The sequence below is a fragment of the Candidatus Pelagibacter sp. uisw_138 genome, from assembly GCF_059512485.2.
The window spans coordinates 680,455-701,375 of sequence record NZ_CM183453.2 but is presented as its reverse complement, the minus strand read 5'-3'; the positions used below and the strand labels follow the sequence as shown (position 1 = coordinate 701,375).

Sequence of the window (20,921 nt, the reverse complement as noted above, 5' to 3'; positions counted from 1 at the left end):
TGTATGATTAAACAAGCTATAATTCCTTTAGCTGGTCTTGGGACTAGACTGCTACCACTAACTAGTGTTTTTGCAAAAGAGCTTCTACCTATCAATGGAAAACCAGGTCTAGAATATATTCTCGACGAATGTATCGAAGCAGGTATTAAGGAAGTTGTATTTATTATTTCTAAAAAAAAAATGATGATAAAGAAATACTTCTATAATGATAAATTTTATAAAGATATAATTAAAAAAAAAGGTGATCCAAAAATTATTAAAGATTATAAAAAAATTCTTAAATACAAAAAAATGATTAAATTTGTTTTTCAAGATAAACCATTAGGAACTGGTGATGCTGTCTATAAGACCAAGAAATTTATTACAGATAAATATTTTTTAATGTTACTGCCTGATGATTTGATAATTAAAAAAAACTGCTCTAAGGCCATGATTCTGGTTCATAAAAAATTTAAAGCATCAGTTATGGCAAGTATGAAAGTTAATAAAAAAGATGTATCTAGATGGGGTATCTACAACATTAAAAAAAAAATTGATAAAAATAATTTTATTATAAATAATGTTGTTGAAAAGCCTTCTATAAAAACCTCGCCTTCTAATAATGCTGTAATTGGAAGATATATATTACCTAAAACAATTTTTTCTAAATTAAAATCATTAAAACCCGGCAACAGTGGAGAATTCCATATCACGGATGCTATTCAAGCTTTAATAGAGGATGATCATCAATTCATTGGTCACAATTTTTCAGGTAAATACTTGGATTGTGGAACAATGAAAGGTTATATTAAATCAACGTTGGAGATTTCTAAACAATGAAACTTTGCATGATAGGAACTGGGTATGTTGGTTTAGTAAGTGGCGTTTGTTTTTCCGATTTAGGAAATGACGTTATTTGTGTTGATAAAGATTTAAATAAAATTGAAAACTTAAAAAATGGTACTATCCCAATATACGAACCTGGTTTAGAGGAATTAGTTATTAAAAATTATAAAAATAATCGTTTAAAGTTCTCTACAGATTTAAAAGATTCAATTATAAAATCAGACATTATTTTTATTTGCGTTGGCACACCCACTAAAAAAAATGGAAATAATGCTGATTTAGGTCAGGTATACAATGTTGCAAAAGAAATTAGTAAATCTATTAAAAAATTTAAAATTATTATAACTAAATCTACCGTTCCAGTGACAACTGGTGATGAAATAGAAAAAATTATTTCAAAAAATGTATCAAAAAAATTTTTTTCAGTAGTTTCAAATCCTGAATTTTTAAGAGAAGGTGACGCTATAAGAGATTTTACCTACCCTGATAGAGTAGTCATAGGTACGAATAATAAAAAATCTAATAAGATTTTAAAAAATCTTTATTCACCACTGATATCAAAAGGTGCAAAGTACGTTAATACGTCTCGTAGAGCAGCTGAATTAATAAAGTATGCTTCTAATGCTTTTCTAGCAACAAAGATTACTTTTATTAATGAACTAGCTAATTTATGTGAAAAAATTAATGTTAACATTGAAGATATCTCCATTGGCATGGGTCTCGATAATAGAATTGGTAGCCGTTTTTTAAGAGCAGGTCCTGCTTATGGTGGATCTTGTTTTCCAAAAGATACTAAGGCCATTACAGCTACTGCAGATAAATTTAAAACAAATTTAACAGTTATTAAAAGTGTTATTAAATCAAATGAAAATAGATCATCATTAATGCTGAAAAGAGTTTTTGATATTTTAAAAAATAAAGTAAAAAATAAAAATATTTGTTTCTTAGGGGTAACATTTAAAGCTAATACAGATGATATGAGAGATTCTTCAAGTCTAACTATGATTCCTGAATTAATTAAAAAAGGTGCAAAAATAAATTATTTTGATCCAACTGGAGAAAAACCAGATTTTAAAAAATTTAAGAGTGTTGTTTTTTCAAATAATATTAAAGATGCAATTAAAAAATCTGATTTAATTATCATTCACACAGAGTGGAATGATTTTAAAACTATTAATTTCAAAAAAGATGTGAAAAATAAAAAGTTCTCAATTTTTGATATGAGAAATATTTACTCAGTTAACAAGATGAAAGTCCAAAAAATAAAATATTTTAGTATTGGAAATTAATTTAATTCAAAGATAGCATCAACCTCAACAGACACACCAAGCGGCAAACTGTTTGTACTAACAGCTGCTCTTGTATGCATTCCAGAGTCTCCAAAAACTGAAACTATTAAATCTGAAGCACCATTTATTACTTTGGGTTGTTCTATAAAGTCTTCTGTTGAATTAACAAACCCTGTGAGCTTTATACAAGATTTTACTTTTGAAAGATCATTGCCACAAGCCTTTTTAACTTGAGATATTATGTTTAGGCCACAACGTTTAGCTGCTTCATATCCGTCTTCAGTTTTTAAATCTTTACCAACCTTACCTTTGATCAATTCTCCATTTGCTGCAATAGAAATTTGTCCTGAGATAAATAACATTTTACCAATTTGTTTTGACGCAAGATATGATCCAACCGGATCTCTTGCCTCTGGTAGCTCTAAGTTTAATTCTTTAATTTTATCTTCATATGACATGATTATTTCTCCATAAATTCAGTTAATGATTTGCTATTCTTAAATTTAACAAGTTTTTTTTTTAAATTAAGTTTGTCAAATTTCTTTTTTCCACTTTTAGCATTAGTAGTTATTTTTTCTTTAAGTTCTTCAGCTCCAACTGTTGCTTTTAATTTAAGTTCTGAAGATTTTTCTTTTAGATTTTTCGTTGAACACTCTATATATTTTGCACTAACTTTATCAAACTGAGTACAATCAATTTTTTCAGCCATAGCATTAGACATAATAAGCACCGATGTAATTAATGTTATAAATATTATTTTTTTCATTTTTTTTTCTTTTTCTTAGCTTTTTTATTTTTATCGTATTCTTTTCTTTTCTCAATTAATATTAAAGCTTCTTCCATATTAAGTTCTAAGGGGTCTTTTTCCTCTGGGATTGTTGCGTTAAGAGATTTATATTTAATATAAGGCCCATATTGACCCTTCATTACTCTAACAGGTTTTTTGTCTTCAGGGTGCTCTCCTAGATCTTTTATAATTGACGCAGATATTCTACCTGGTTTAGCCTCCGCTATCAAAGTTATTGCTCTATTAAGACCAATTGAGAAGATCTCCTCAACATTTTCAATTCTTGCTGATTTGTTTTCACATTTCAAATATGGACCAAATCTTCCTGAGTTTAATATTATATCTTTTTGATTTTCAGGGTTAATACCTAAACTTTTTGGTAATGAGCATAAAAATTTAGCTCTATCAAGATCCACGCTATCTAATGTAATTCCTTTAGGTATAGAGACATTTCTTAAATTATTATCTTCTTTTTCTATCTTCTTTTTTTTTGCTTTCTTTTTCTTTTTTGTTTCAACTGTAATTTCTTCTTTTATTTCCTCAATTTTCTCATACTGTAAGTAGGGACCAAACCTTCCATTTTTAAGGTACATGTCATTTCCATTTTCATGCTTACCTATAAATTTTGGTTCAGCTAGTTGGGATTGAGCTGTTGCTTTTGCTTTAGACAGGGGTCTGGTAAATTTACAATCTGGATAATTTGAACAACCAATAAAAGCACCACCTCTAAAACTATTTTTTAAACTTAATGAGCCACTTTCACATAACTTACATTGTCTATTAATATTTCCATCTGTATCTCTTTCAAAAATTAAACTTCCTAGACTATCGTTTAATAGATCTAAAATTTCTCTAGTTCTTTTCTCTTTAACGTCAGATACATTTTGATTAAAGTCTTTCCAAAATAACTCTAGAACTTTTATCCATCCTTCCTTACCGGTAGTAATATCATCAAGTTGATTTTCTAAACTTGCAGTGAAGTTATAGTCAACATATTTAGAGAAAAGTTTTTCAAGAAAAGCAGAAATTAGTTTACCACGATCAGTCGGGTGAAATCTTTTATTAATTGCTTCTGCATACCCTCTAGTAGATATAACAGATATTATACTTGCATATGTTGAAGGTCTTCCAATACCCAGTTCTTCTAATTTTTTAACTAAACTTGCTTCAGAGTATCTTGGTGGTGGTTGTGTAAAATGTTGTTCATCTAATAAAGCTTCTATATTAACTGGACCTTTGTTCATTTTAGGAAGGATATCTTCATCATCATCTTTTTTTGTATCTTTCATAACCTTTAAAAAGCCATCAAACTTAATTACAGATCCGCTAGCTTTACAGATTGTTCCATTATCGTCTGAGGTTATCGTTATAGTATTTCTATCAAATTGAGCAGGTTTCATTTGAGAGGATAGGGCTCTACTCCAAATTAAATCATATAATTTATGCTGATCTGGACTTAGAAATTTTTTAACTGTTCCTGGTGCTCGCATAATATCTGTAGGTCTAATTGCTTCATGTGCTTCTTGAGCATTTTTAGCTTTTTTCCCAGAGTAACTTGCTGCATTATCTGGAACATATTCATCGCCAAACTCATTTTTTATATATTTCCTAAAGGTGTCTATAGCGTCCGTAGATAAGTTGGTGCCATCTGTCCGCATGTACGTGATAAGACCAATAGTTTCACCGTCTATTTCTATACCTTGATAAAGTTTTTGAGCTATTTGCATTGTACGTGATGCTCCAAATCCCAGTCTACCAGAAGAAACTTGCTGTAATGTAGAGGTAGTAAAAGGGCCCGAAGGGTTTCTGTTAACAACTTTGCTTGAGATGTCATTTATATTGAACTTCTTAGACTTAACTTCATCCATTGCTTTATCAATTTCAGCTTTATTTTTAAAAGAAAATTTTTCAATTTTTTTATCATTCAATTGAGTGATACTTGCTAATATAGAATTTTTATCATTATCGTTGAATTGAACACTTAAAGTCCAAAATTCTTCAGGATCAAAAAGCTCAATTTCATGTTCTCGTTCTGTAATTAATTTTAAGGCAACTGACTGCACACGACCTGCAGATTTAGAACCAGGTAACTTTGTCCATAAAATTGGTGATATGTTAAAGCCAACTAAATAGTCTAAGGCTCTTCTAGCCATATAGGCATCAACAAGTAGTGGCTCTATTTGTCGTGGGTTTTCAATTCCATGAATAACAGCTTTTTTTGTAATTTCATTAAAAACAACTCTTTCTACATGTTTGTCTTTAATTAATTTTTTCTCATTTAAATATTCTTTAACATGCCAAGCTATCGCCTCTCCCTCACGGTCAGGGTCAGTTGCTAATATAATTTTTGATGAAATTTTAGCTGCATCTGTAATTTCTTTAAGATATTTTTTAGAAAAACTATCTACTTCCCATTCCATTTTAAAATTATTTTCTGGATCAACAGAACCATTTTTTGAGGGAAGGTCTCTAATATGACCATAACTTGCTAATACAATATAATCATCACCTAGATATTTATTTATAGTTTTTGCTTTAGCTGGGCTTTCTACGACTACAAGATTCATTACTAAACAAATTACTTATAAGACTTAGATAGTCAAATCAATAAATTTTAGTCTTGGTTTCTTCTTTATTTTTTAATCGTTTGACGTTTTTTCTGTGTGTGTAGAATATGAGCACAAACATTATTATGAAAAAAATTGAATTATAATTTTCAAAAATTATTAAATACATTGGAACCATTAAACTACCAATTAGTGATGAAAGTGATGAATATTTTGAAATAAGAAATGTACCAGCCCAACTAATAATAAATACTAAACCCAAAATTATGTTTATTGAAAATAATATTCCAACATATGTTGCAACACCTTTGCCCCCTTTAAACTTAAGCCATACTGGAAAAACGTGACCTAAAAACGCGCTTAATGATGCAATAAAGATATAATCGGGATAATTAAATTTTACATATAAAACAGGTAATACAGCTTTTGTTATATCCAGTAATAAAGTTGTGTAACCTAATGTTTTATTACCTGTTCTAAGAGCATTTGTAGCTCCAATGTTTCCTGAGCCAATATCTCTAATATCTTTTTTTAAAAATATTTTTGTAAGTATAAAACCAAAAGGTATTGATCCTAATAAATATGAGCTTAATGCAATAATTAAATATTCCATTATTATAACTTAAATAATTCTTCACCTTTTACAAATGTATTTGTGACTTTACCTTGGAGTTTTTTGTCTTCAATGGAGGTATTTTTTGATTTGGATATAAGCTTATCTTTTTTGACAACCCATGGCTTATCAATGTCTACAATACAAAAATCTGCCTCATTACCCACTGAAAGATTACCCTTATCAATTTTTAAAATTTTTGCAGGGTTTGATGTTAAGGCTTTAATTATGGTTTCTAATTTAACAGAGCCATTGTGATATAACTCTAGACTTAGTGATAAAAGCGTTTCTATTCCAGAAGCTCCTGTAGATGCTTGTGCAAACGTTAATCTTTTTTGTTCTTCATCTTCTGGTTTGTGATCAGATACAATAACATCTATCATTTCATCTTTTAATCCTTGTACTAAAGCAATTCTATCTTCTTCAGTTCTTAATGGTGGTGATAATTTTAAAAAGGTTCTGAAATCTCCTATATCATTTTCATTTAATGAAAGATTATTTATGGAGACACCTGTCGTGAATTTAACTTTATTTTTTCTTTCCTCAATAATTTCAACTGATTTTGCGGCTGAGATTTGTGATATATGATATCTGCATTTAATGTTTTCAAGTAACGTTAAATCTCTTTCAATAATTATTCTTTCGGCAACAGCAGGTATTCCAGATAACCCAAGCTTGGTTGCAATAATTCCAGAATTAATCATTCCATTTTTAGATAAATCATAATCTTCAGCATGCTGCATAATCAGTGTGCCTAAATCTTTTGTTGAGTTCATTATACGAGACATCAGTCTAGTATTTTGAATTGTTTTAACTCCATCGGTAAATCCAATTATTCCTCTGCTTTGAAGTAGACCAAATTCAGTCATGGTAGTTCCTTCAATGTTTTTTGTAAGAGCGGCACTTGGAAAAACATTAATTCTAGACTTATCTCTTCCACGTCTTTTTAAAAAATCTACTATTGAAACGTTATCTATAATTGGATCAGTATTAGGCATAGTAACAACTGAAGTAACACCACCTGCAAGTGCTGCATTACTTAGTGTTCTAAAATTTTCTTTATATTCGTAACCAGGTTCACCTGCAAAGACGCGCATATCAACAAGACCTGGGAATATATATTTGCCATTTAAGTCTATTACTTTTTCTCTTGAAGGAATGTTATTAGAATTTACTTTTTTACCAATAGCCTCAATTAAACCATCTTCTCCAATAATTAATCCACCATTCTCATTTATATAATTGTAAGGGTCAATTATATTTGCATTTATAAAGTATTGTTTTTTCATTTATTCACAAAATATTTTTAAACAAGCCATTCTAACAGCAACACCTAGTTCAACCTGTTCCTTAATTACGCTTCTGTTAATGTCATCCGCCAATTTTGTATCAATTTCGATCCCTCTATTCATTGGACCTGGATGCATAATCAAAGCATCATCTTTTGCATGAGCAAGCTTATCTGGAGTTAGTCCATAATATTCATAGTATTCTCTATTTGAAGACAAGAAAGAACTAGTCATCCTTTCACTTTGTAACCTTAGCATCATTACAATATCACAATCTTTCAGACCTTTTTTCATATCTGTAAATGTATTAACTCCAAACTTTTCTATTTCTTTTGGCATTAAGTTTGATGGTGCTATAATGTTAACTTCTGCACCCAACATATTTAGAAGATAAATATTTGATCTCGCAACACGTGAATGAGTTATATCACCACAAATCGCAACTCTTAAACCTTCAATTTTCTTTTTACGATTTATAATTGTTAAAGCATCTAATAAAGCTTGAGTGGGGTGTTCACGGCTTCCATCACCAGCATTAAGTACTGCACAATTTACTTTTTGGGATAAAAGATTACATGCACCTGAATCTTGGTGTCTAATTACAATTATATCTGGATGCATTGCATTTAAAGTCATTGCGGTATCTATTAGTGTTTCACCTTTCTTAATTGCTGAGTTAGCCATATTCATTGACATAACATCTGCACCTAATCTTTTCCCCGCTAATTCAAATGAACTTTGTGTTCTAGTGGAGGGTTCAAAAAACAAATTAATTTGAGTTTTACCACTTAATACATTTAATCTTTTATTTTTACTTTGATTTAATTTAATGAAACTTTTAGCTTCTTCTAGAATGAAATTAACATCATTAATTGAAAGATCTTGAATACCTAGGAGGTGTTTTTGAGAAATCTTAATAGCTTTATTTATTTTGGTTGCCATTAAAATTAACTCTATAACTATTAACCATCACTATGGCAAGTATTAATTATTTAAAAAGTCTATTGCCCCTTGTAAAATAAAGGCTGCAGCGTTTTGATCAATTGTTTTAACTCTTTTTGAAACATTAACGTCTAATAAACTTGATAGATTAAATGCGCCAACTGTTGAAAGTCTCTCATCCCACAATATTACAGGCAGGTCTATAGATTTTGATATATTTGATGCAACGTCATTAACTGATTGAGCAGATCTTCCTAGACTGCCATCCATATTAACTGGGTTCCCTACAATTATTCCACCAATATTATTATCTTTAATTATTATCTTAAGTTCATCAATTAGTTCGTTTGTGTTGGTTTTGTTTATGGTTTTAAAGGGTGTGGCTATGGATTGTCTTTCATCACAAATTGCGACGCCAATTCTTTTAGATCCTAAATCTAAACCAATAAATCTTACCTTATTTGAGTATTTTATTTTAAAATCTTCAATTGTGATCATATTGTATATTTTATACTTAAGTGATAGTTTGCCAACATATTTAATTACCACATGACAATTAATCTTAAAACAATAAAGCATATATCTAAATTATCAAGAATCTCAGTTGATGATGCAAAAGCTAATAAATTAGCTGGAGATCTTAACTCTATATTTGATTTCATTGAAAAATTGAATGAACTCAATACTGACAATGTTGAACCTTTAACCTCTGTTGCAGAAACCACATTAAAATTAAGAGCTGATGAAGTTAAGAGTAAAAATATAAGAGATCAAATATTAAAAAACTCACCAGAAGAAAATGAAGATTTTTTTGTTGTACCAAGGGTTGTTGAATAATGTCAGATATCACATCGCTCACTTTAACTGAATTAGTTAAAAATATTAAAGATAAAAAAATTTCTTCTGAAGAAACTGCTAAAGCTTTTATTGATAGAGGAGAAAAGTCTAGAGATTTAAATGCATACATAACAGAAGATTTTTCTAATGCACTTTTGAAAGCTAAAAGTTTTGATCAAAAACCTAATTTTGATTTAAAGCTTCCGGGCGTTCCAATGGCAGTTAAAGATTTGTTTTGCACCAAAGATATAAAAACTACAGCAGGTAGTAAAATTTTAAATAATTTTATTCCACCGTACGAGTCTACTGTTACTCAAAATATTTGGAATGAAGGTGCAATATTACTTGGTAAGTTAAATTGTGATGAATTTGCAATGGGCTCATCTAATGAAACTAGTTTTTTTGGAAATGTACAAAGTCCAGTAGATAAAGGTTTGGTACCAGGAGGCTCTTCAGGAGGCTCTGCATCAGCTCTAGCAGCTAATTTAACACCTATTACAATTGGAACTGATACTGGTGGCTCTATTAGACAACCTGCTTCATTTACAGGTACAGTTGGATTAAAGCCAACTTATGGAAGTTGCTCAAGATACGGAATAGTTGCTTTTGCATCTTCATTAGATCAAGCAGGGCCAATGTCTAAAGATGTAAAAGATTGTGCATTGCTTCAAGAAGTGATCAGTACTTATGATGAAAAAGATTCAACATCAATTGATTTTAAAAGAAATGAATACAGTAAAGAATTAACAAACAATATTAAAGGTAAGAAAATTGGAATTCCAAAAGAATATAGAGTTGATGGAATGCCAAAAGAGATAGAAGATTTATGGACTAAGGGAATTGAGTATGCAAAAGATTGTGGTGCTGAAATTGTTGAAATTTCATTACCTCATACAAATTATGCTTTACCTGCTTATTATATAGTAGCTCCAGCTGAAGCTTCTTCAAACTTAGCTAGATATGATGGCGTCAAGTATGGTTTTAGATCTAAAGGTGAAAACCTTATTGATATGTACGAAAAAACAAGATCTGAAGGTTTTGGTAGCGAAGTTCAAAGAAGAATAATGATAGGAACATATGTTTTATCCTCTGGTTATTATGATGCTTATTATCTAAAGGCACAAAAAGTTAGAAAATTAATTAAAAATGATTTTGATGAAGCTTACAAAAAAGTTGATGCAATTTTAACCCCATCAACACCAAGTGCTGCTTTTAAAATTGGTGAAAAAACTAATGACCCAGTTTCAATGTACTTAAATGATATATTCACAGTTCCAGTTAATTTAGCTGGATTACCTGCGATTTCTATTCCAGCAGGTGTGGATGCTAAGGGTTATCCATTGGGATTACAAATTATTGGTAAAGCTTTTGATGAACAAAATATTTTAAACATTGCTTATGCTATGGAAGAAAAAATCCAGTTTAAAAATACAATTACTGATTGGTGGATTAAATAAATGACTAAAGATAATTCAGAATATTTAATCGAAAGACGAGACAATGTTTACGAAGTAGTAATTGGCCTTGAAGTTCATGCTCAAGTTACATCAAATTCAAAATTATTCTCATCTTCATCAACAACATTTGGTGCTGAACCTAATACGCAAGTAAGTTTAGTTGATGCGGCATTTCCAGGAATGCTTCCAGTTATTAATGAGTACTGTGTAAAACAAGCAATTAAAACGGGCATAGGTTTAAGAGCTCAAATTAATAAAAGATCAGTTTTTGATAGAAAAAATTATTTTTATGCAGACCTTCCACAAGGTTATCAGATTTCACAATTTAAATATCCAATAGTAGGAGAGGGTACAGTTGTTCTTGATATGGCGCATGGTCAAAAGGAAGTAGGAATTGAAAGATTACACCTAGAGCAAGACGCTGGAAAAAGTATTCATGATATGGACCCACAAAATACATTAGTTGATTTAAACAGATCAGGTGTAGCTTTGATGGAAATTGTTAGTAAACCAGACATGAGAACTCCAGATGAGGTTAGTGCTTATGTTAAAAAATTAAGATCTATTATGAGATATCTCGGTACGTGTGATGGAAATATGCAAGAAGGTTCATTAAGAGCTGACGTTAATATTTCTGTTAGAATTAAAGGTTCAGATAAACTTGGAACTCGTTGTGAGATTAAAAATGTTAACTCAATTAAATTTATGCAAATGGCTATTGATTATGAAGCTAACAGACAAGTTGATTTAATTGAAGAAGGTAAAACAATCGACCAAGAAACAAGGTTATTTGATACTAAAAAAAATGAAACAAGATCTATGAGATCTAAAGAGGATGCTCATGATTATAGATATTTTCCAGATCCAGATTTATTACCATTAGAAGTAACTGATGAATTTATTGAAAAACTTAAAGCAGATATCCCTGAACTGCCAGACGAAAAAAAGAAAAGATTTATTGATAAGTTTAAAGTGTCTTCTTACGAAGCAACAATTTTAGTATCTGATATTGAAACAGCGAAATACTTTGAAGAAGTAGTTGCAAAGATGGGTAAGAACCAAGATATGAAGTTAGCAGTTAACTGGATTACGGGTCAATTGTTTGCTGTATTAAACAATAAAAATTTAGAAATATCTGAAAGCCCAATAAGTGCAAAAAATTTGGCAAAGTTAATTAATCTAATTAAGAATGGAACAATTTCTGGCAAAATAGCTAAAACAATATTTGAGTTAATGATGGATGGAGACATAGATCCCCAAATAATTGTTGAAGAAAAAGGTTTAAAGCAAGAAAGCGACCCTAAAGCATTAGAGGCTTTAATAGATAAGATTATCAATGATAACAGGGAAAAAGCTATTGAATATAAGAATGGCAAAGAAAAACTGTTTGGTTTCTTTGTGGGTCAAGTAATGAAAGCTTCAAGTGGTAAAGCTAACCCTCAATTAATAAATGAGATATTGAAGAAGAAACTTTAATATCATGGGTAAGAACCTTGAAATTACTGAAAAACTTGAAAAATATATAAATAATTTTAGTTTAAAGTTAAATCCCATTCAGCAAGAAATAATCGATTACAATAATACACTTGGAGACGTTAAGAGAATGCAAGTAGCAATATCTCAATGCCATTTTCTTCATTTGATTATAAAAACTTCTAACATTAAAAATGTACTTGAGATTGGTACTTTTACTGGGTTAAGTGCACTTTCTATAGCATTAGCATTACCAGATGATGGTAAACTTGTAGCGCTAGATAAAGATGAGGGAACGAACAAAATCGCATTAGTTTTTTTTAAAAAAGCTAATCTGAATAATAAAATTCAAACAATTGTTAAGCCTGCATTAGATAGTTTAGATGAATTAAAGAATAGTAAATTTGATATGGTTTTTATTGATGCTGATAAAATGAATTATAAAGAATATTATGAAAGATCACTGAAGTTATTGGAGAAAGGTGGGTTGATTATTGTAGACAATGTCCTATGGCATGGTGAAGTTGCTGATGAAGATAATTTAGATAAGTACACAATAAATATCAGAGATTTTAATACTTATGTTGCAAACGATAAAAGAGTGGAACAAATTATTGTACCTTTAGGTGATGGAATGACTGTTTGTAGAGTGTTATAATGTTCGATGTATTTGGTTTTTACAAATTTAAAAAACTTACCTCTTTAAAAAAAAATAAGGTTTTATTACAAGATTATTTAATTAAAAAAAATATCCGAGGAACAATAATTATAGCTAGTGAAGGAGTAAATGCAACAATCTCAGGAAAAGCTAGTGATCTAAAGTCAACCATCACAAAGATTAAAAAAATATTAGATTTTAAAAAGTTTGATAGTGAAAATATTTCAAAAAGTAAATTTCAACCGTTTCATAAACCAAAAGTTAAGATTAAAAAAGAAGTAGTTCCAATGGGTCTTTCTTTATCATCAAAAAATAAAAAAGATAATCATGTAGATCCTAATAAATGGAATAAGTTGATTGGTGATAAAGAAACATTAGTTTTAGATTCTAGAAAACCATTTGAGTATAATGTGGGTACCTTTAAAAGATCTGTTAATCCTGATGTTGATAATTTTAGAGAATTTCCAAAATACTTAAATAAACTAAAAAAAACAAAGCCAATTGCAATGTTTTGTACTGGTGGAATAAGATGTGAGAAAGCTTCAGTATTTTTAGAAAAAAAAGGCTTTAAAAATGTTTATCAATTAAAAGGTGGAATTTTAAATTACTTAAAAAATGTTAAGAAAAAAGAAAGTCTATGGAATGGGGAATGCTTTGTTTTTGATAACAGAATCAGTGTTAAACATGGATTGGTAACTGGCACATACTCAATATGCAGTGGATGTAGAAAACCTGTTTCACTAAAAGATAAGAAGTCTAAAAAATATGAGGAGGGTGTTTCATGTGTAAACTGTCATGATAATTTAACTCAAACTCAAAAAGAGAGATTTCGAATGAGACAAAAACAAATAAACCTTGCTAAAAAGAGTGGTTCAAAGCATATATTTCAAAAAGAATTTAAATAGGAAAAACAATTGTCTAAAGCCATAAATTTAACCAAAGATCCAATTTGGTCACTACTTAAAAAAGTAACTATTCCAGCTAGTGTCGGTTCTTTGTTTCAAACATTCTATAATTTAGTTGATACATGGTTTGCGGGTAGAATTTCTGCAGAAGCTATAAGTGCAATAGCCAAATCATTTCCAATTTATTTTGTCATCATTGCTGTTGGCGTTGGTATTGGTGCTGCAACTAACTCTGGCATTGGTAACTTATTAGGTGCTAAAAAGATTAATAAAGCATCACTATTTATTGCCCAATCAGTAATTTTTGCATTGGTCACGTCAGTTGTCGTTACTTTATTTGGATTAAATGCTTCAGATTTTCTCTTGGGTGTCATGGGTTCTGATGCCACTGGTATCGCTTTAACTAGAGAATATTTAGATATAATTTTTTATGGAACATTTATAGTTATGATCCAAATATCTTTAAATGGAGCTTTGAATGCACAGGGCGATACTAAGAGCTATAGAAATGTTCTTATCTTTAGTTTCTTTTTAAATATTTTTTTAAACCCATTATTTATCTGGGGATACGGAATTGTTCCAGCTTATGGTATAGGTGGTCTAGCAATAGCAACTGTTATTGCTCAATCTATTGGTACAATTTATTTAGCTTACAAAATTAACTCATGTAAATTAAGAAAGTATCTATCTATTAAATGCTTTATTCCTAAATTTATTCTTCTTAAAGAATTGTTCTCACAAGCAATGCCAATAATGATTAGTATGTTGTTTATTGGTGTAGGTATTTTTAATATTTTATATTTTATTGGACAATTTGGTGACCTTGCAACAGCAGGTTATGGTGCAGCTTTAAGAGTTGAGCAAGTTTTTTTGCTTCCAGTAATTGGTTTAAATACAGCAGTACTTTCTATTGGTGGACAAAACTTTGGTGCTAAAAATTACAACCGTATAAGAGAGCTTTATACTAAAGCATTATTTTTTGGATCATCATTCATGGCTGTAGCGGGTATCATTTTATTCTTCGGTGCAGAGTTATTTGTATCTCAATTTACAGATAATGCAGAAGCCATTTATCATGGTGCTATATATTTAAAAGTTGCTGCATTAATTGCTCCTATTTATCCTGTGTTCTTTATTACAACGGCAGTTTTTCAGGCACTTAAAAAGCCAGTTTACAGTCTTTACTTAAGCGTTCTAAGATTAACCGCATTTCCTTTCTTATCATTATGGTATGTAATTAATATTAAAGGTGGAGATTACGAGGATATTTTTTACACCATCATGGCAACCAATTGGTTTATGGGTATTGCAGTAATCATCTTTATTGGATACTTTTTAAATAATGTTTTTAAACAAAAGAAAAGCCATTTTTCTTATTAGTGTTTCAGTACTAATATTCATTTTAACTATTAACCAAGTTAAATCTCAAACAATCAAAATTGTTGATGGAGATACAATTCATCTTAATGGAGAAAAAATTAGATTTACTGGAATAGATACACCTGAATTGAAACAAACTTGTCTTAAAGAAGGTATTAAAGTTTTTTGTGGTGTTACAGCAAAGCAAATTCTTATTGATAAAATTGGAAATAATAATGTTGAATGTATTAGTGAAGGAAAAGATCAATACAAAAGAACACTAGCAGAATGTTTTGTTAATAATGAAAGCCTATCAAGCTATTTAGTTAAAAGTGGCTATGCATTTGCGTACAGAAGATATTCAAAAAAGTTTGTAAGTGATGAAGATTATGCAAGAATCAATAAAATAGGCATGTGGTCTATGGAGTTTGACTACCCTTGGGATTATAGAAAATCTAAGAAAAATTAAAGTTAGAAGGGTAGTTCTGTTACCCAGTGCCCCAGACCGTGCTTCTATAATCCTTATTTTGCAACGATGTTGATGCAACCTAATCTAGAACCTATTTAAAGTTTGAGTGAAATTGTGAACTGTATATGAACTGATTTTGTGCTAGGATCTAATACATGAAAAAGCTTTTAGGAATCGTGGTTCTGGGTTTGTTGTTGAGTGCAAATGCTTACGCAGCAAAATTCTCTGCCAAAGTAGGTGACATAGTTGAAAATGAAGTATCTTTTGGAAAAAGAGATAAGTTTCCGTTACCACCAGGAAAATTTACAGTTGCAGTAATTAAAAAATCAAAAGAATTTAGAGACGTTATGTTGGTTCAAATTGATGAAGATACTGGAGTTCTAAGGTGGTCAATAAAAATTATGGCAACAGGTGGCACTCAATGGGAATGGTGGAACCCTGGAAAAATGTGCAAGAGAACAAATGTTTATTTTATAAAAAAAAAATTAGCTAATAAGAAGTTTGCTTGCTGGATGGTAAATCATTCGAGATCTGATATTGGGGCTAACAAAGGCTTTTGGAAAGAAGTTAGAGACTATGAAATTGCAAATAAAATAAAAAGTCCAGATATATTTGTTTATAGCAAACATGATTATGCAAAGGGATCAAGATTATATGAGTCAGAATACTATTATAACCCTGAACTTGATGGAGTACCAAAGCCTAAAAGTTTAGAATGGGACACAAATGAATTTCATATGCAAAAGGTTATGAATTACCCAAAACATGAGGAGTTTTTAAAAAAGTATATTAGCATTTCAGCAAATTTAGTTGATCGATTTAATAAACTTAATAAAGTTAAAGGTGGACTAACACTTAACCCTGAAGAAAACTTTACACAGGCATCAATTAATGTTGAAAAAGCAGGAACTAAAAAGGTTAAAAAATCTACAGATGCAAATAAAGGTGACATTGTAGGTCAGATAAAAGGTTTGAAAGAGCTACTAGATGCTGGTGCAATAACTCAAGATGAATTTGATAAGGCAAAAAAGATACTTTTAAACTAAAAATTGTGAGCTATGTGTGAACAGGCGCAATTAAAATACCAATCAGCATTATAAATAAAGAGAAGTAGGAGAGTGTGAAGGGGCGTTCTGTTACCCAGTGCCCCAGACCGTGCTTCTATAATCCTTATTTTGCAACAAAGTTGAAATACTAGAGGGTACAAAATTACCTAAAATCCCGACACTAGCCCGACAAAGATATTGGTGCTAGGATCGTGGTTCATGAAAAAGATTTTAGGGATTATAGTTCTGAGTTTGTTGTGGACTAATACTTCTTTTGCTAACGACCATAGGCCAAATAATTTTGATGCTTTTGTTTGGTCAGATGGAAAAAAATTAAAAATTCAGAAAGGTAGAGATATTGAAAACCCAGAAAACAAAATCATAATTATTTTCAATCATGGTGGGTGGGGATGGGATAAAAGCTGGGGACCAGGCTGGGCTTCTAGCTTAGCAAAATTAATGGCACCTAATCTTTCTGGAAAAAATATTAAAGGAAAAGAAACCGTTTTATGGATGAATGGAAGTTTAATTGACAAAAAGAATGATCCTTTTAAAGGGAAAGAAATTGGATATGCTTGTGGATGGAAACTTAGAGGAGGTTATCATCCTCCATGGTATGACTGTGTTATAAATAATTTTCCTACTTATTTAAGAGAAAAAAGAACAAAGGAAGCTATAGATTATTTTGCAAGTAAAGGCACACCTAGAAACCAAATATTTTTATCAGGACATTCTTGTGGTGCATGGAACGCACTTAGACTTAAAGGAAAATACCCTGATGCTTTTAACAGTGCTATCGCTTATATGCCTAATTGTTGGGACAGAAAGCCAAATGGGCCTATAAGAAAAATGTTAATTGATGAAATAAAAACTTTTAAAGAACTTTCTTCAATTAGTTTTTCAAGTCCCGTTGACGGTCATGCAGACTGGCATAGTGATTACAAATATTTAAAATGGATAGGAGATATACCGGGTGCCACTATGATTGAATTAGCTGGTCACAATGCAAAAAATGGTAGAGAAATTTCTGTAAATGGAAAACTGTGTAAAGATTTGCCAAGAATGCAAGCGGGATGGGAAGAGACCCATGATGTTAAAAAAAAACATAAAGGATTTAAGCCAGTTGATAAAAAAGAAAAGAAAGAAATGAAGAAAAAAGCTAGAGGGCATGTAATGCTTTATTATTCTTGTTTTCAAGATTACTATCCTCAAATTTTAGATTTTATTGTTTCAAAAGTTAAATGAAAAAACTTTTAGGGATCGTGGTTCTGGGCTTGTGGTTGAGTGTGAATGCTTATGCAGACTCAAAATTTGATAAAGAATTAAAAAAAATTTCAAAAAACAATGGTTTTGTTGATACTAAAGGAAAAGTTTATTCTAAAGATCAAATAACTGATAAAAAAAATACTATTTTAATTATTTATAATCATGGTTCTGATTATGATCAGGTGACTGACAAGTGCACAAGTCCTTCGAACAATGTTCCTAGAGTTATAAGATATCTGCATAATAAAAAGATAAGAAATTTTAATATAAAAATCTATCGTCTTTGTACAGGCGCAAAAGGGTGGTCAAAAAAAGAACAAACTAAAATGTGGAAAGCCCATGAAAAATCAGGAAAACTAGCAATAGAATTAAAAGATAAAGATGGAACCCCTTTAATTAATAAACAAAAACAAAATCAAAGACGAAGAGTTATTAAAAAAAAAGTTGATAGCTTTATAGAAGAAGGATTCGAAAACATTATTCTTGCAGGTCACTCCTCTGGTGGTTGGCAATCAATTAAAATAAAAGCAGAATTTCCTGAACTAGCAAAAGGTGTTATAGGTCTTCACCCAGGAGCTGGTGGTACAGTTAAAAATAGAAAAGATTGGCCTTGGTGGGAAGACGTAAGATATTATGGTTTTGTTGAAGATTTATCAAAACTAAATGCATTTATTATAACACATGATAAAGATGAATATAATTCTCCAAAAGATTATTCATCATTTTCAAATTTAAATTCTGTTAAATTTTTAAATTTAACTCAATCAGGATGTAAAAAAGGAGAACCCTCAAAAACTTATCATGGTATAGCACTAACTAAATGTTATGGTGATTATGAAACGAAAAACAAAAATATAATTAAATATTTAGAAGGAATATTTTAAAAAACTTTTAAGTAAAATCCCGACCTGTGCCCGACAAAAAGTAATCTAAACGTTAATCAGCATTATAAATAAAGAGAAGTAGGAGAGTGATAAGGGGCGTTCTGTTACCCGGTGCCCTGGATTACCTACTTACACTCTGTCACGGGTAAAGTTTACTGTTTTAATTCTTGTTAATTAATTTTGATTTATATGAAAGAAGAAATTTATTAAATCATGAAAATTAAAGAAATACATAAAGATCTTAAAAAACAAGTAAATATTGCTGAAAAAGAAAGAAAATCAAAAAGAGGACAAAAAACTTGGTATGATTTAAGAACGCTAAAAAAACTTAAATTAACAATGAAGGATAAGCTTTCAAAAATAATTTAAACGTTAATCGATATTATTAACTAAGCTCAAGATAAAGAATGTTGTTACCTGGTATCTCAGAATTTTAACTAACCTCTATTTAGTTGATCTTAAAAAGTTTTTCACCTAGGGGACTGATTGGGTCTTGAGGCGTAGGTTTGAGTTTAGTTTTTTCCTCAACAATACTTAGTAGCTTTTTAGCAAGTCCTTGACGTCTAAACATGGGATTAACAAAAATATATTCTACTTCAGCTGTCTCATTATATCTAACAAAACCAAGTGTAGTATTAATGTTTTTAAATGTAATAACACCATCACTTAGGTCTATATCGTAATTTGTATTATTTAAATTATTCATTAATTATTTCCATCTTGTTCAAGTTTTTTTTCTAATTTTCTCACAAAGAATGAAACAATTAATATTAAAATTAAATACTCTAAAATTAAAAATGTATAAATTTCTAACGGTCTATAAGTTGACACAACTAATTCATTAGCTTTTCTTGTTAAGTCACCAATACCTATAATTGATACTAATGAAGACATCTTTAACACATATACAAACTGGTTACCTAATGCAGGAAGGATGTTTTTAATTGCTTGTGGAAGGATTACTAATCTTAATCTTTTATAGAAAGTTAAACCTAGTGACGAACCTGCTTCCCACTGTGATTTTTTAATTGAGTTTATGCCTGCTCTAAAGATTTCTGCTTGAAAAGCACTCTCACTTATTGCTAGTGCAATTATTCCAGACACAAATGGACTGAAACTTAAACCAGTCATTATAGGTAGACCGTAATAAATCCATAAAATTAAAACAAGTAGAGGTATTGCTCTTACAATTTCTACATATCCAATGTTTATGTATGTTAAAAATTTATTTTTAGCTAAAGAGGGTATTGCAACAATAAAACCTAAAATTGCAGAAATAATTATAGATATTACTGAGATATAAATAGTTGTTGTTAAACCACTTAGTAAAAATTTTAGGTTAGTTAATCCCTCAACATTATTAGGTGAAAGAATAAACCACCCTAACTCTTGACCACTACAAGAGTTAAGGGGTAAAATTAAAAGTAAAAAAAGTAAATTTTTCACTCTTAAAGTTATAATGAATTAGAGATTAATATCTAATTTTTTATAAGCTTTTTAAATTATATTTAGCGAGTAGTTTATTAAAGAAACCAGATGATTTCTTATCCTTAATCCACGCATTAACATAATCATTCCAAATTTGATCATTCTTACCAACCATCATTGCTAAAAAGGCAGGATTTTTCTCTCCATCAGGAACAATTGCTAATTGAGGGTATTTTATAACTAATTTATTGGCCTCTGTTGAACTTGTAATGTTTCCATCTGCTCTTCCAGCTAATACTTCTTGAAAGTCTCTTGCAGGAGATTCAACTGATTGCAATTTAGATTTTGGAAAAAATTCTTTAGCTTTTTCCTCTTGAGAGGTCCCAAGTGTTGTAGCAATAGTTACACCTTTATTGTTCAAAGAGTTCCACGTTGAATATTTTTTTAAATTCTTTTTAAGTACTAGTGGAACAGTTCCATACTTGTAGTAAGTATCTGTAAATCCAGCAACTTCTGCTCTTTTTGGAGTTTTAGTTACACTTGTAGAAATATCATATCTTCCTGCAGTAATTCCTGAAACAATAGTTTTCCATTCTGTAGGTACAAAAGTAATTTTTACACCCATATCTTTTGCTAGTTCACTCATTACATCAATATCAAAACCAACATACTTATTAGTAGCTGGATCCTTCATCGTCATTGGATCCCAGTCGCCTGTAGTTCCAACTTTTAACTCACCAGTAGATATAATCTGATCAAGTTTAGATTCTGCGTTAAGAGAGAAGGGTAAAAGTGCTAATAGCACCACAAGGAGTATTTTTTTCATA

At 30.2% G+C, this 20,921-nt stretch carries 23 protein-coding genes; 13 read left to right on the top strand and 10 right to left on the bottom strand.

The genetic code is table 11. The features are described 5' to 3' along the window. Positions 1-3 precede the first annotated feature (3 nt). Together AC5YGC_RS03725 and AC5YGC_RS03720 are read left to right on the top strand one after the other, a co-directional pair. Positions 4-819 (top strand): sugar phosphate nucleotidyltransferase, encoded by an 816-nt coding sequence (locus tag AC5YGC_RS03725; RefSeq protein ID WP_496140291.1) that lies wholly within the window; start codon positions 4-6, stop codon positions 817-819. Next, positions 816-2,114 carry a nucleotide sugar dehydrogenase gene (locus AC5YGC_RS03720; protein WP_496140290.1) on the top strand — a complete coding sequence of 433 codons (1,299 nt, stop codon included), beginning with the start codon at positions 816-818 and terminating at the stop codon, positions 2,112-2,114. Before AC5YGC_RS03725 ends, AC5YGC_RS03720 begins: the two co-directional genes overlap by 4 nt. Here AC5YGC_RS03720 and AC5YGC_RS03715 read toward each other — a convergent pair. Genes AC5YGC_RS03715 through ruvX form a run of 7 tightly spaced genes read right to left on the bottom strand, consistent with a single transcriptional unit; the run spans position 2,111 to position 8,810 of the window. Beyond that, complete coding sequence (locus AC5YGC_RS03715; RefSeq protein WP_271479709.1) at positions 2,111-2,572, bottom strand: RidA family protein; 462 nt, start codon at positions 2,570-2,572, stop codon at positions 2,111-2,113. The genes AC5YGC_RS03720 and AC5YGC_RS03715 overlap by 4 nt on opposite strands. Before the next feature lie 2 nt (positions 2,573-2,574). Next, on the bottom strand, positions 2,575-2,880 hold the full coding sequence (locus AC5YGC_RS03710) for a hypothetical protein (RefSeq protein ID WP_496140289.1): 306 nt from the start codon (positions 2,878-2,880) through the stop codon (positions 2,575-2,577). After that, complete coding sequence (topA, locus tag AC5YGC_RS03705) at positions 2,877-5,468, bottom strand: type I DNA topoisomerase (protein WP_496140288.1); 2,592 nt, start codon at positions 5,466-5,468, stop codon at positions 2,877-2,879. The genes AC5YGC_RS03710 and topA overlap by 4 nt, the downstream gene beginning before the upstream one ends. Positions 5,469-5,505: 37 nt before the next feature. Continuing rightward, positions 5,506-6,081 (bottom strand): glycerol-3-phosphate 1-O-acyltransferase PlsY, encoded by a 576-nt coding sequence (plsY, locus tag AC5YGC_RS03700; RefSeq protein ID WP_496140287.1) that lies wholly within the window; start codon positions 6,079-6,081, stop codon positions 5,506-5,508. Between the two features lie 2 nt (positions 6,082-6,083). Further along, on the bottom strand, positions 6,084-7,370 hold the full coding sequence (gene pyrC, locus AC5YGC_RS03695) for a dihydroorotase (RefSeq protein WP_496140286.1): 1,287 nt from the start codon (positions 7,368-7,370) through the stop codon (positions 6,084-6,086). After that, positions 7,371-8,312, bottom strand: coding sequence for an aspartate carbamoyltransferase catalytic subunit (locus tag AC5YGC_RS03690; RefSeq protein ID WP_496140285.1), 942 nt, complete (start codon positions 8,310-8,312; stop codon positions 7,371-7,373). Between the two features lie 42 nt (positions 8,313-8,354). Then, positions 8,355-8,810 (bottom strand): Holliday junction resolvase RuvX, encoded by a 456-nt coding sequence (ruvX, locus tag AC5YGC_RS03685; protein ID WP_496140284.1) that lies wholly within the window; start codon positions 8,808-8,810, stop codon positions 8,355-8,357. 51 nt (positions 8,811-8,861) lie between these two features. Between ruvX and gatC the strand changes: the two genes are divergently transcribed. From gatC to AC5YGC_RS03630, 11 genes are all read left to right on the top strand, one after another. Continuing rightward, entirely contained in the window at positions 8,862-9,149 is a 288-nt protein-coding gene (gene gatC, locus AC5YGC_RS03680) for an Asp-tRNA(Asn)/Glu-tRNA(Gln) amidotransferase subunit GatC (RefSeq protein WP_496140283.1), read from the top strand. Continuing rightward, a complete protein-coding gene (gene gatA / locus AC5YGC_RS03675) occupies positions 9,149-10,606 on the top strand; it encodes an Asp-tRNA(Asn)/Glu-tRNA(Gln) amidotransferase subunit GatA (protein ID WP_496140282.1) in 1,458 nt (485 codons plus the stop codon). The genes gatC and gatA overlap by 1 nt, the downstream gene beginning before the upstream one ends. Then, a complete protein-coding gene (gene gatB / locus AC5YGC_RS03670) occupies positions 10,607-12,082 on the top strand; it encodes an Asp-tRNA(Asn)/Glu-tRNA(Gln) amidotransferase subunit GatB (RefSeq protein ID WP_496140281.1) in 1,476 nt (491 codons plus the stop codon). It begins immediately after the preceding gene. Between the two features lie 4 nt (positions 12,083-12,086). After that, positions 12,087-12,737, top strand: coding sequence for a class I SAM-dependent methyltransferase (locus AC5YGC_RS03665; RefSeq protein WP_496140280.1), 651 nt, complete (start codon positions 12,087-12,089; stop codon positions 12,735-12,737). Continuing rightward, complete coding sequence (gene trhO / locus AC5YGC_RS03660) at positions 12,737-13,642, top strand: oxygen-dependent tRNA uridine(34) hydroxylase TrhO (protein ID WP_496140279.1); 906 nt, start codon at positions 12,737-12,739, stop codon at positions 13,640-13,642. Before AC5YGC_RS03665 ends, trhO begins: the two co-directional genes overlap by 1 nt. A 9-nt stretch (positions 13,643-13,651) precedes the next feature. Next, positions 13,652-15,022 (top strand): MATE family efflux transporter, encoded by a 1,371-nt coding sequence (locus tag AC5YGC_RS03655; RefSeq protein WP_496140278.1) that lies wholly within the window; start codon positions 13,652-13,654, stop codon positions 15,020-15,022. Further along, complete coding sequence (locus tag AC5YGC_RS03650) at positions 14,985-15,470, top strand: thermonuclease family protein (RefSeq protein ID WP_496140277.1); 486 nt, start codon at positions 14,985-14,987, stop codon at positions 15,468-15,470. The genes AC5YGC_RS03655 and AC5YGC_RS03650 overlap by 38 nt, the downstream gene beginning before the upstream one ends. A 155-nt stretch (positions 15,471-15,625) precedes the next feature. After that, positions 15,626-16,516, top strand: a complete 891-nt coding sequence (locus AC5YGC_RS03645; RefSeq protein WP_496140276.1) for an SHOCT domain-containing protein — start codon at positions 15,626-15,628, stop codon at positions 16,514-16,516. 219 nt (positions 16,517-16,735) lie between these two features. Further along, a complete protein-coding gene (locus AC5YGC_RS03640) occupies positions 16,736-17,761 on the top strand; it encodes a hypothetical protein (protein WP_496140275.1) in 1,026 nt (341 codons plus the stop codon). Beyond that, positions 17,758-18,666 (top strand): hypothetical protein, encoded by a 909-nt coding sequence (locus AC5YGC_RS03635; RefSeq protein WP_496140274.1) that lies wholly within the window; start codon positions 17,758-17,760, stop codon positions 18,664-18,666. Before AC5YGC_RS03640 ends, AC5YGC_RS03635 begins: the two co-directional genes overlap by 4 nt. Positions 18,667-18,879: 213 nt before the next feature. After that, entirely contained in the window at positions 18,880-19,035 is a 156-nt protein-coding gene (locus tag AC5YGC_RS03630; protein WP_415285707.1) for a hypothetical protein, read from the top strand. A 79-nt stretch (positions 19,036-19,114) separates the two neighbouring features. On the opposite strand, the gene AC5YGC_RS03625 is transcribed toward AC5YGC_RS03630, so the two are convergent. The 3 genes from AC5YGC_RS03625 to AC5YGC_RS03615 are packed head-to-tail and all read right to left on the bottom strand — an operon-like array spanning position 19,115 to position 20,920. Beyond that, a complete protein-coding gene (locus AC5YGC_RS03625; protein ID WP_415285706.1) occupies positions 19,115-19,372 on the bottom strand; it encodes a GNAT family N-acetyltransferase in 258 nt (85 codons plus the stop codon). Beyond that, on the bottom strand, positions 19,372-20,112 hold the full coding sequence (locus tag AC5YGC_RS03620) for an amino acid ABC transporter permease (protein WP_415315785.1): 741 nt from the start codon (positions 20,110-20,112) through the stop codon (positions 19,372-19,374). Before AC5YGC_RS03620 ends, AC5YGC_RS03625 begins: the two co-directional genes overlap by 1 nt. 40 nt (positions 20,113-20,152) lie before the next feature. Beyond that, positions 20,153-20,920 (bottom strand): transporter substrate-binding domain-containing protein, encoded by a 768-nt coding sequence (locus AC5YGC_RS03615; RefSeq protein ID WP_496140273.1) that lies wholly within the window; start codon positions 20,918-20,920, stop codon positions 20,153-20,155. Between the last annotated feature and the right edge of the window lies 1 nt (position 20,921).

What these genes read in the sequence shown, in the direction of transcription:
- AC5YGC_RS03725 (WP_496140291.1), top strand. Translation starts at nt 4, where the DNA reads ATGATTAAACAAGCTATAATTCCTTTAGCTGGTCTTGGGACTAGACTG.
- AC5YGC_RS03720 (WP_496140290.1), top strand. Translation starts at nt 816, where the DNA reads ATGAAACTTTGCATGATAGGAACTGGGTATGTTGGTTTAGTAAGTGGC.
- AC5YGC_RS03715 (WP_271479709.1), bottom strand. Translation starts at nt 2,572, where the DNA reads ATGTCATATGAAGATAAAATTAAAGAATTAAACTTAGAGCTACCAGAG.
- AC5YGC_RS03710 (WP_496140289.1), bottom strand. Translation starts at nt 2,880, where the DNA reads ATGAAAAAAATAATATTTATAACATTAATTACATCGGTGCTTATTATG.
- topA (WP_496140288.1), bottom strand. Translation starts at nt 5,468, where the DNA reads ATGAATCTTGTAGTCGTAGAAAGCCCAGCTAAAGCAAAAACTATAAAT.
- plsY (WP_496140287.1), bottom strand. Translation starts at nt 6,081, where the DNA reads ATGGAATATTTAATTATTGCATTAAGCTCATATTTATTAGGATCAATA.
- pyrC (WP_496140286.1), bottom strand. Translation starts at nt 7,370, where the DNA reads ATGAAAAAACAATACTTTATAAATGCAAATATAATTGACCCTTACAAT.
- AC5YGC_RS03690 (WP_496140285.1), bottom strand. Translation starts at nt 8,312, where the DNA reads ATGGCAACCAAAATAAATAAAGCTATTAAGATTTCTCAAAAACACCTC.
- ruvX (WP_496140284.1), bottom strand. Translation starts at nt 8,810, where the DNA reads ATGATCACAATTGAAGATTTTAAAATAAAATACTCAAATAAGGTAAGA.
- gatC (WP_496140283.1), top strand. Translation starts at nt 8,862, where the DNA reads ATGACAATTAATCTTAAAACAATAAAGCATATATCTAAATTATCAAGA.
- gatA (WP_496140282.1), top strand. Translation starts at nt 9,149, where the DNA reads ATGTCAGATATCACATCGCTCACTTTAACTGAATTAGTTAAAAATATT.
- gatB (WP_496140281.1), top strand. Translation starts at nt 10,607, where the DNA reads ATGACTAAAGATAATTCAGAATATTTAATCGAAAGACGAGACAATGTT.
- AC5YGC_RS03665 (WP_496140280.1), top strand. Translation starts at nt 12,087, where the DNA reads ATGGGTAAGAACCTTGAAATTACTGAAAAACTTGAAAAATATATAAAT.
- trhO (WP_496140279.1), top strand. Translation starts at nt 12,737, where the DNA reads ATGTTCGATGTATTTGGTTTTTACAAATTTAAAAAACTTACCTCTTTA.
- AC5YGC_RS03650 (WP_496140277.1), top strand. Translation starts at nt 14,985, where the DNA reads ATGTTTTTAAACAAAAGAAAAGCCATTTTTCTTATTAGTGTTTCAGTA.
- AC5YGC_RS03645 (WP_496140276.1), top strand. Translation starts at nt 15,626, where the DNA reads ATGAAAAAGCTTTTAGGAATCGTGGTTCTGGGTTTGTTGTTGAGTGCA.
- AC5YGC_RS03640 (WP_496140275.1), top strand. Translation starts at nt 16,736, where the DNA reads ATGAAAAAGATTTTAGGGATTATAGTTCTGAGTTTGTTGTGGACTAAT.
- AC5YGC_RS03635 (WP_496140274.1), top strand. Translation starts at nt 17,758, where the DNA reads ATGAAAAAACTTTTAGGGATCGTGGTTCTGGGCTTGTGGTTGAGTGTG.
- AC5YGC_RS03630 (WP_415285707.1), top strand. Translation starts at nt 18,880, where the DNA reads ATGAAAATTAAAGAAATACATAAAGATCTTAAAAAACAAGTAAATATT.
- AC5YGC_RS03625 (WP_415285706.1), bottom strand. Translation starts at nt 19,372, where the DNA reads ATGAATAATTTAAATAATACAAATTACGATATAGACCTAAGTGATGGT.
- AC5YGC_RS03615 (WP_496140273.1), bottom strand. Translation starts at nt 20,920, where the DNA reads ATGAAAAAAATACTCCTTGTGGTGCTATTAGCACTTTTACCCTTCTCT.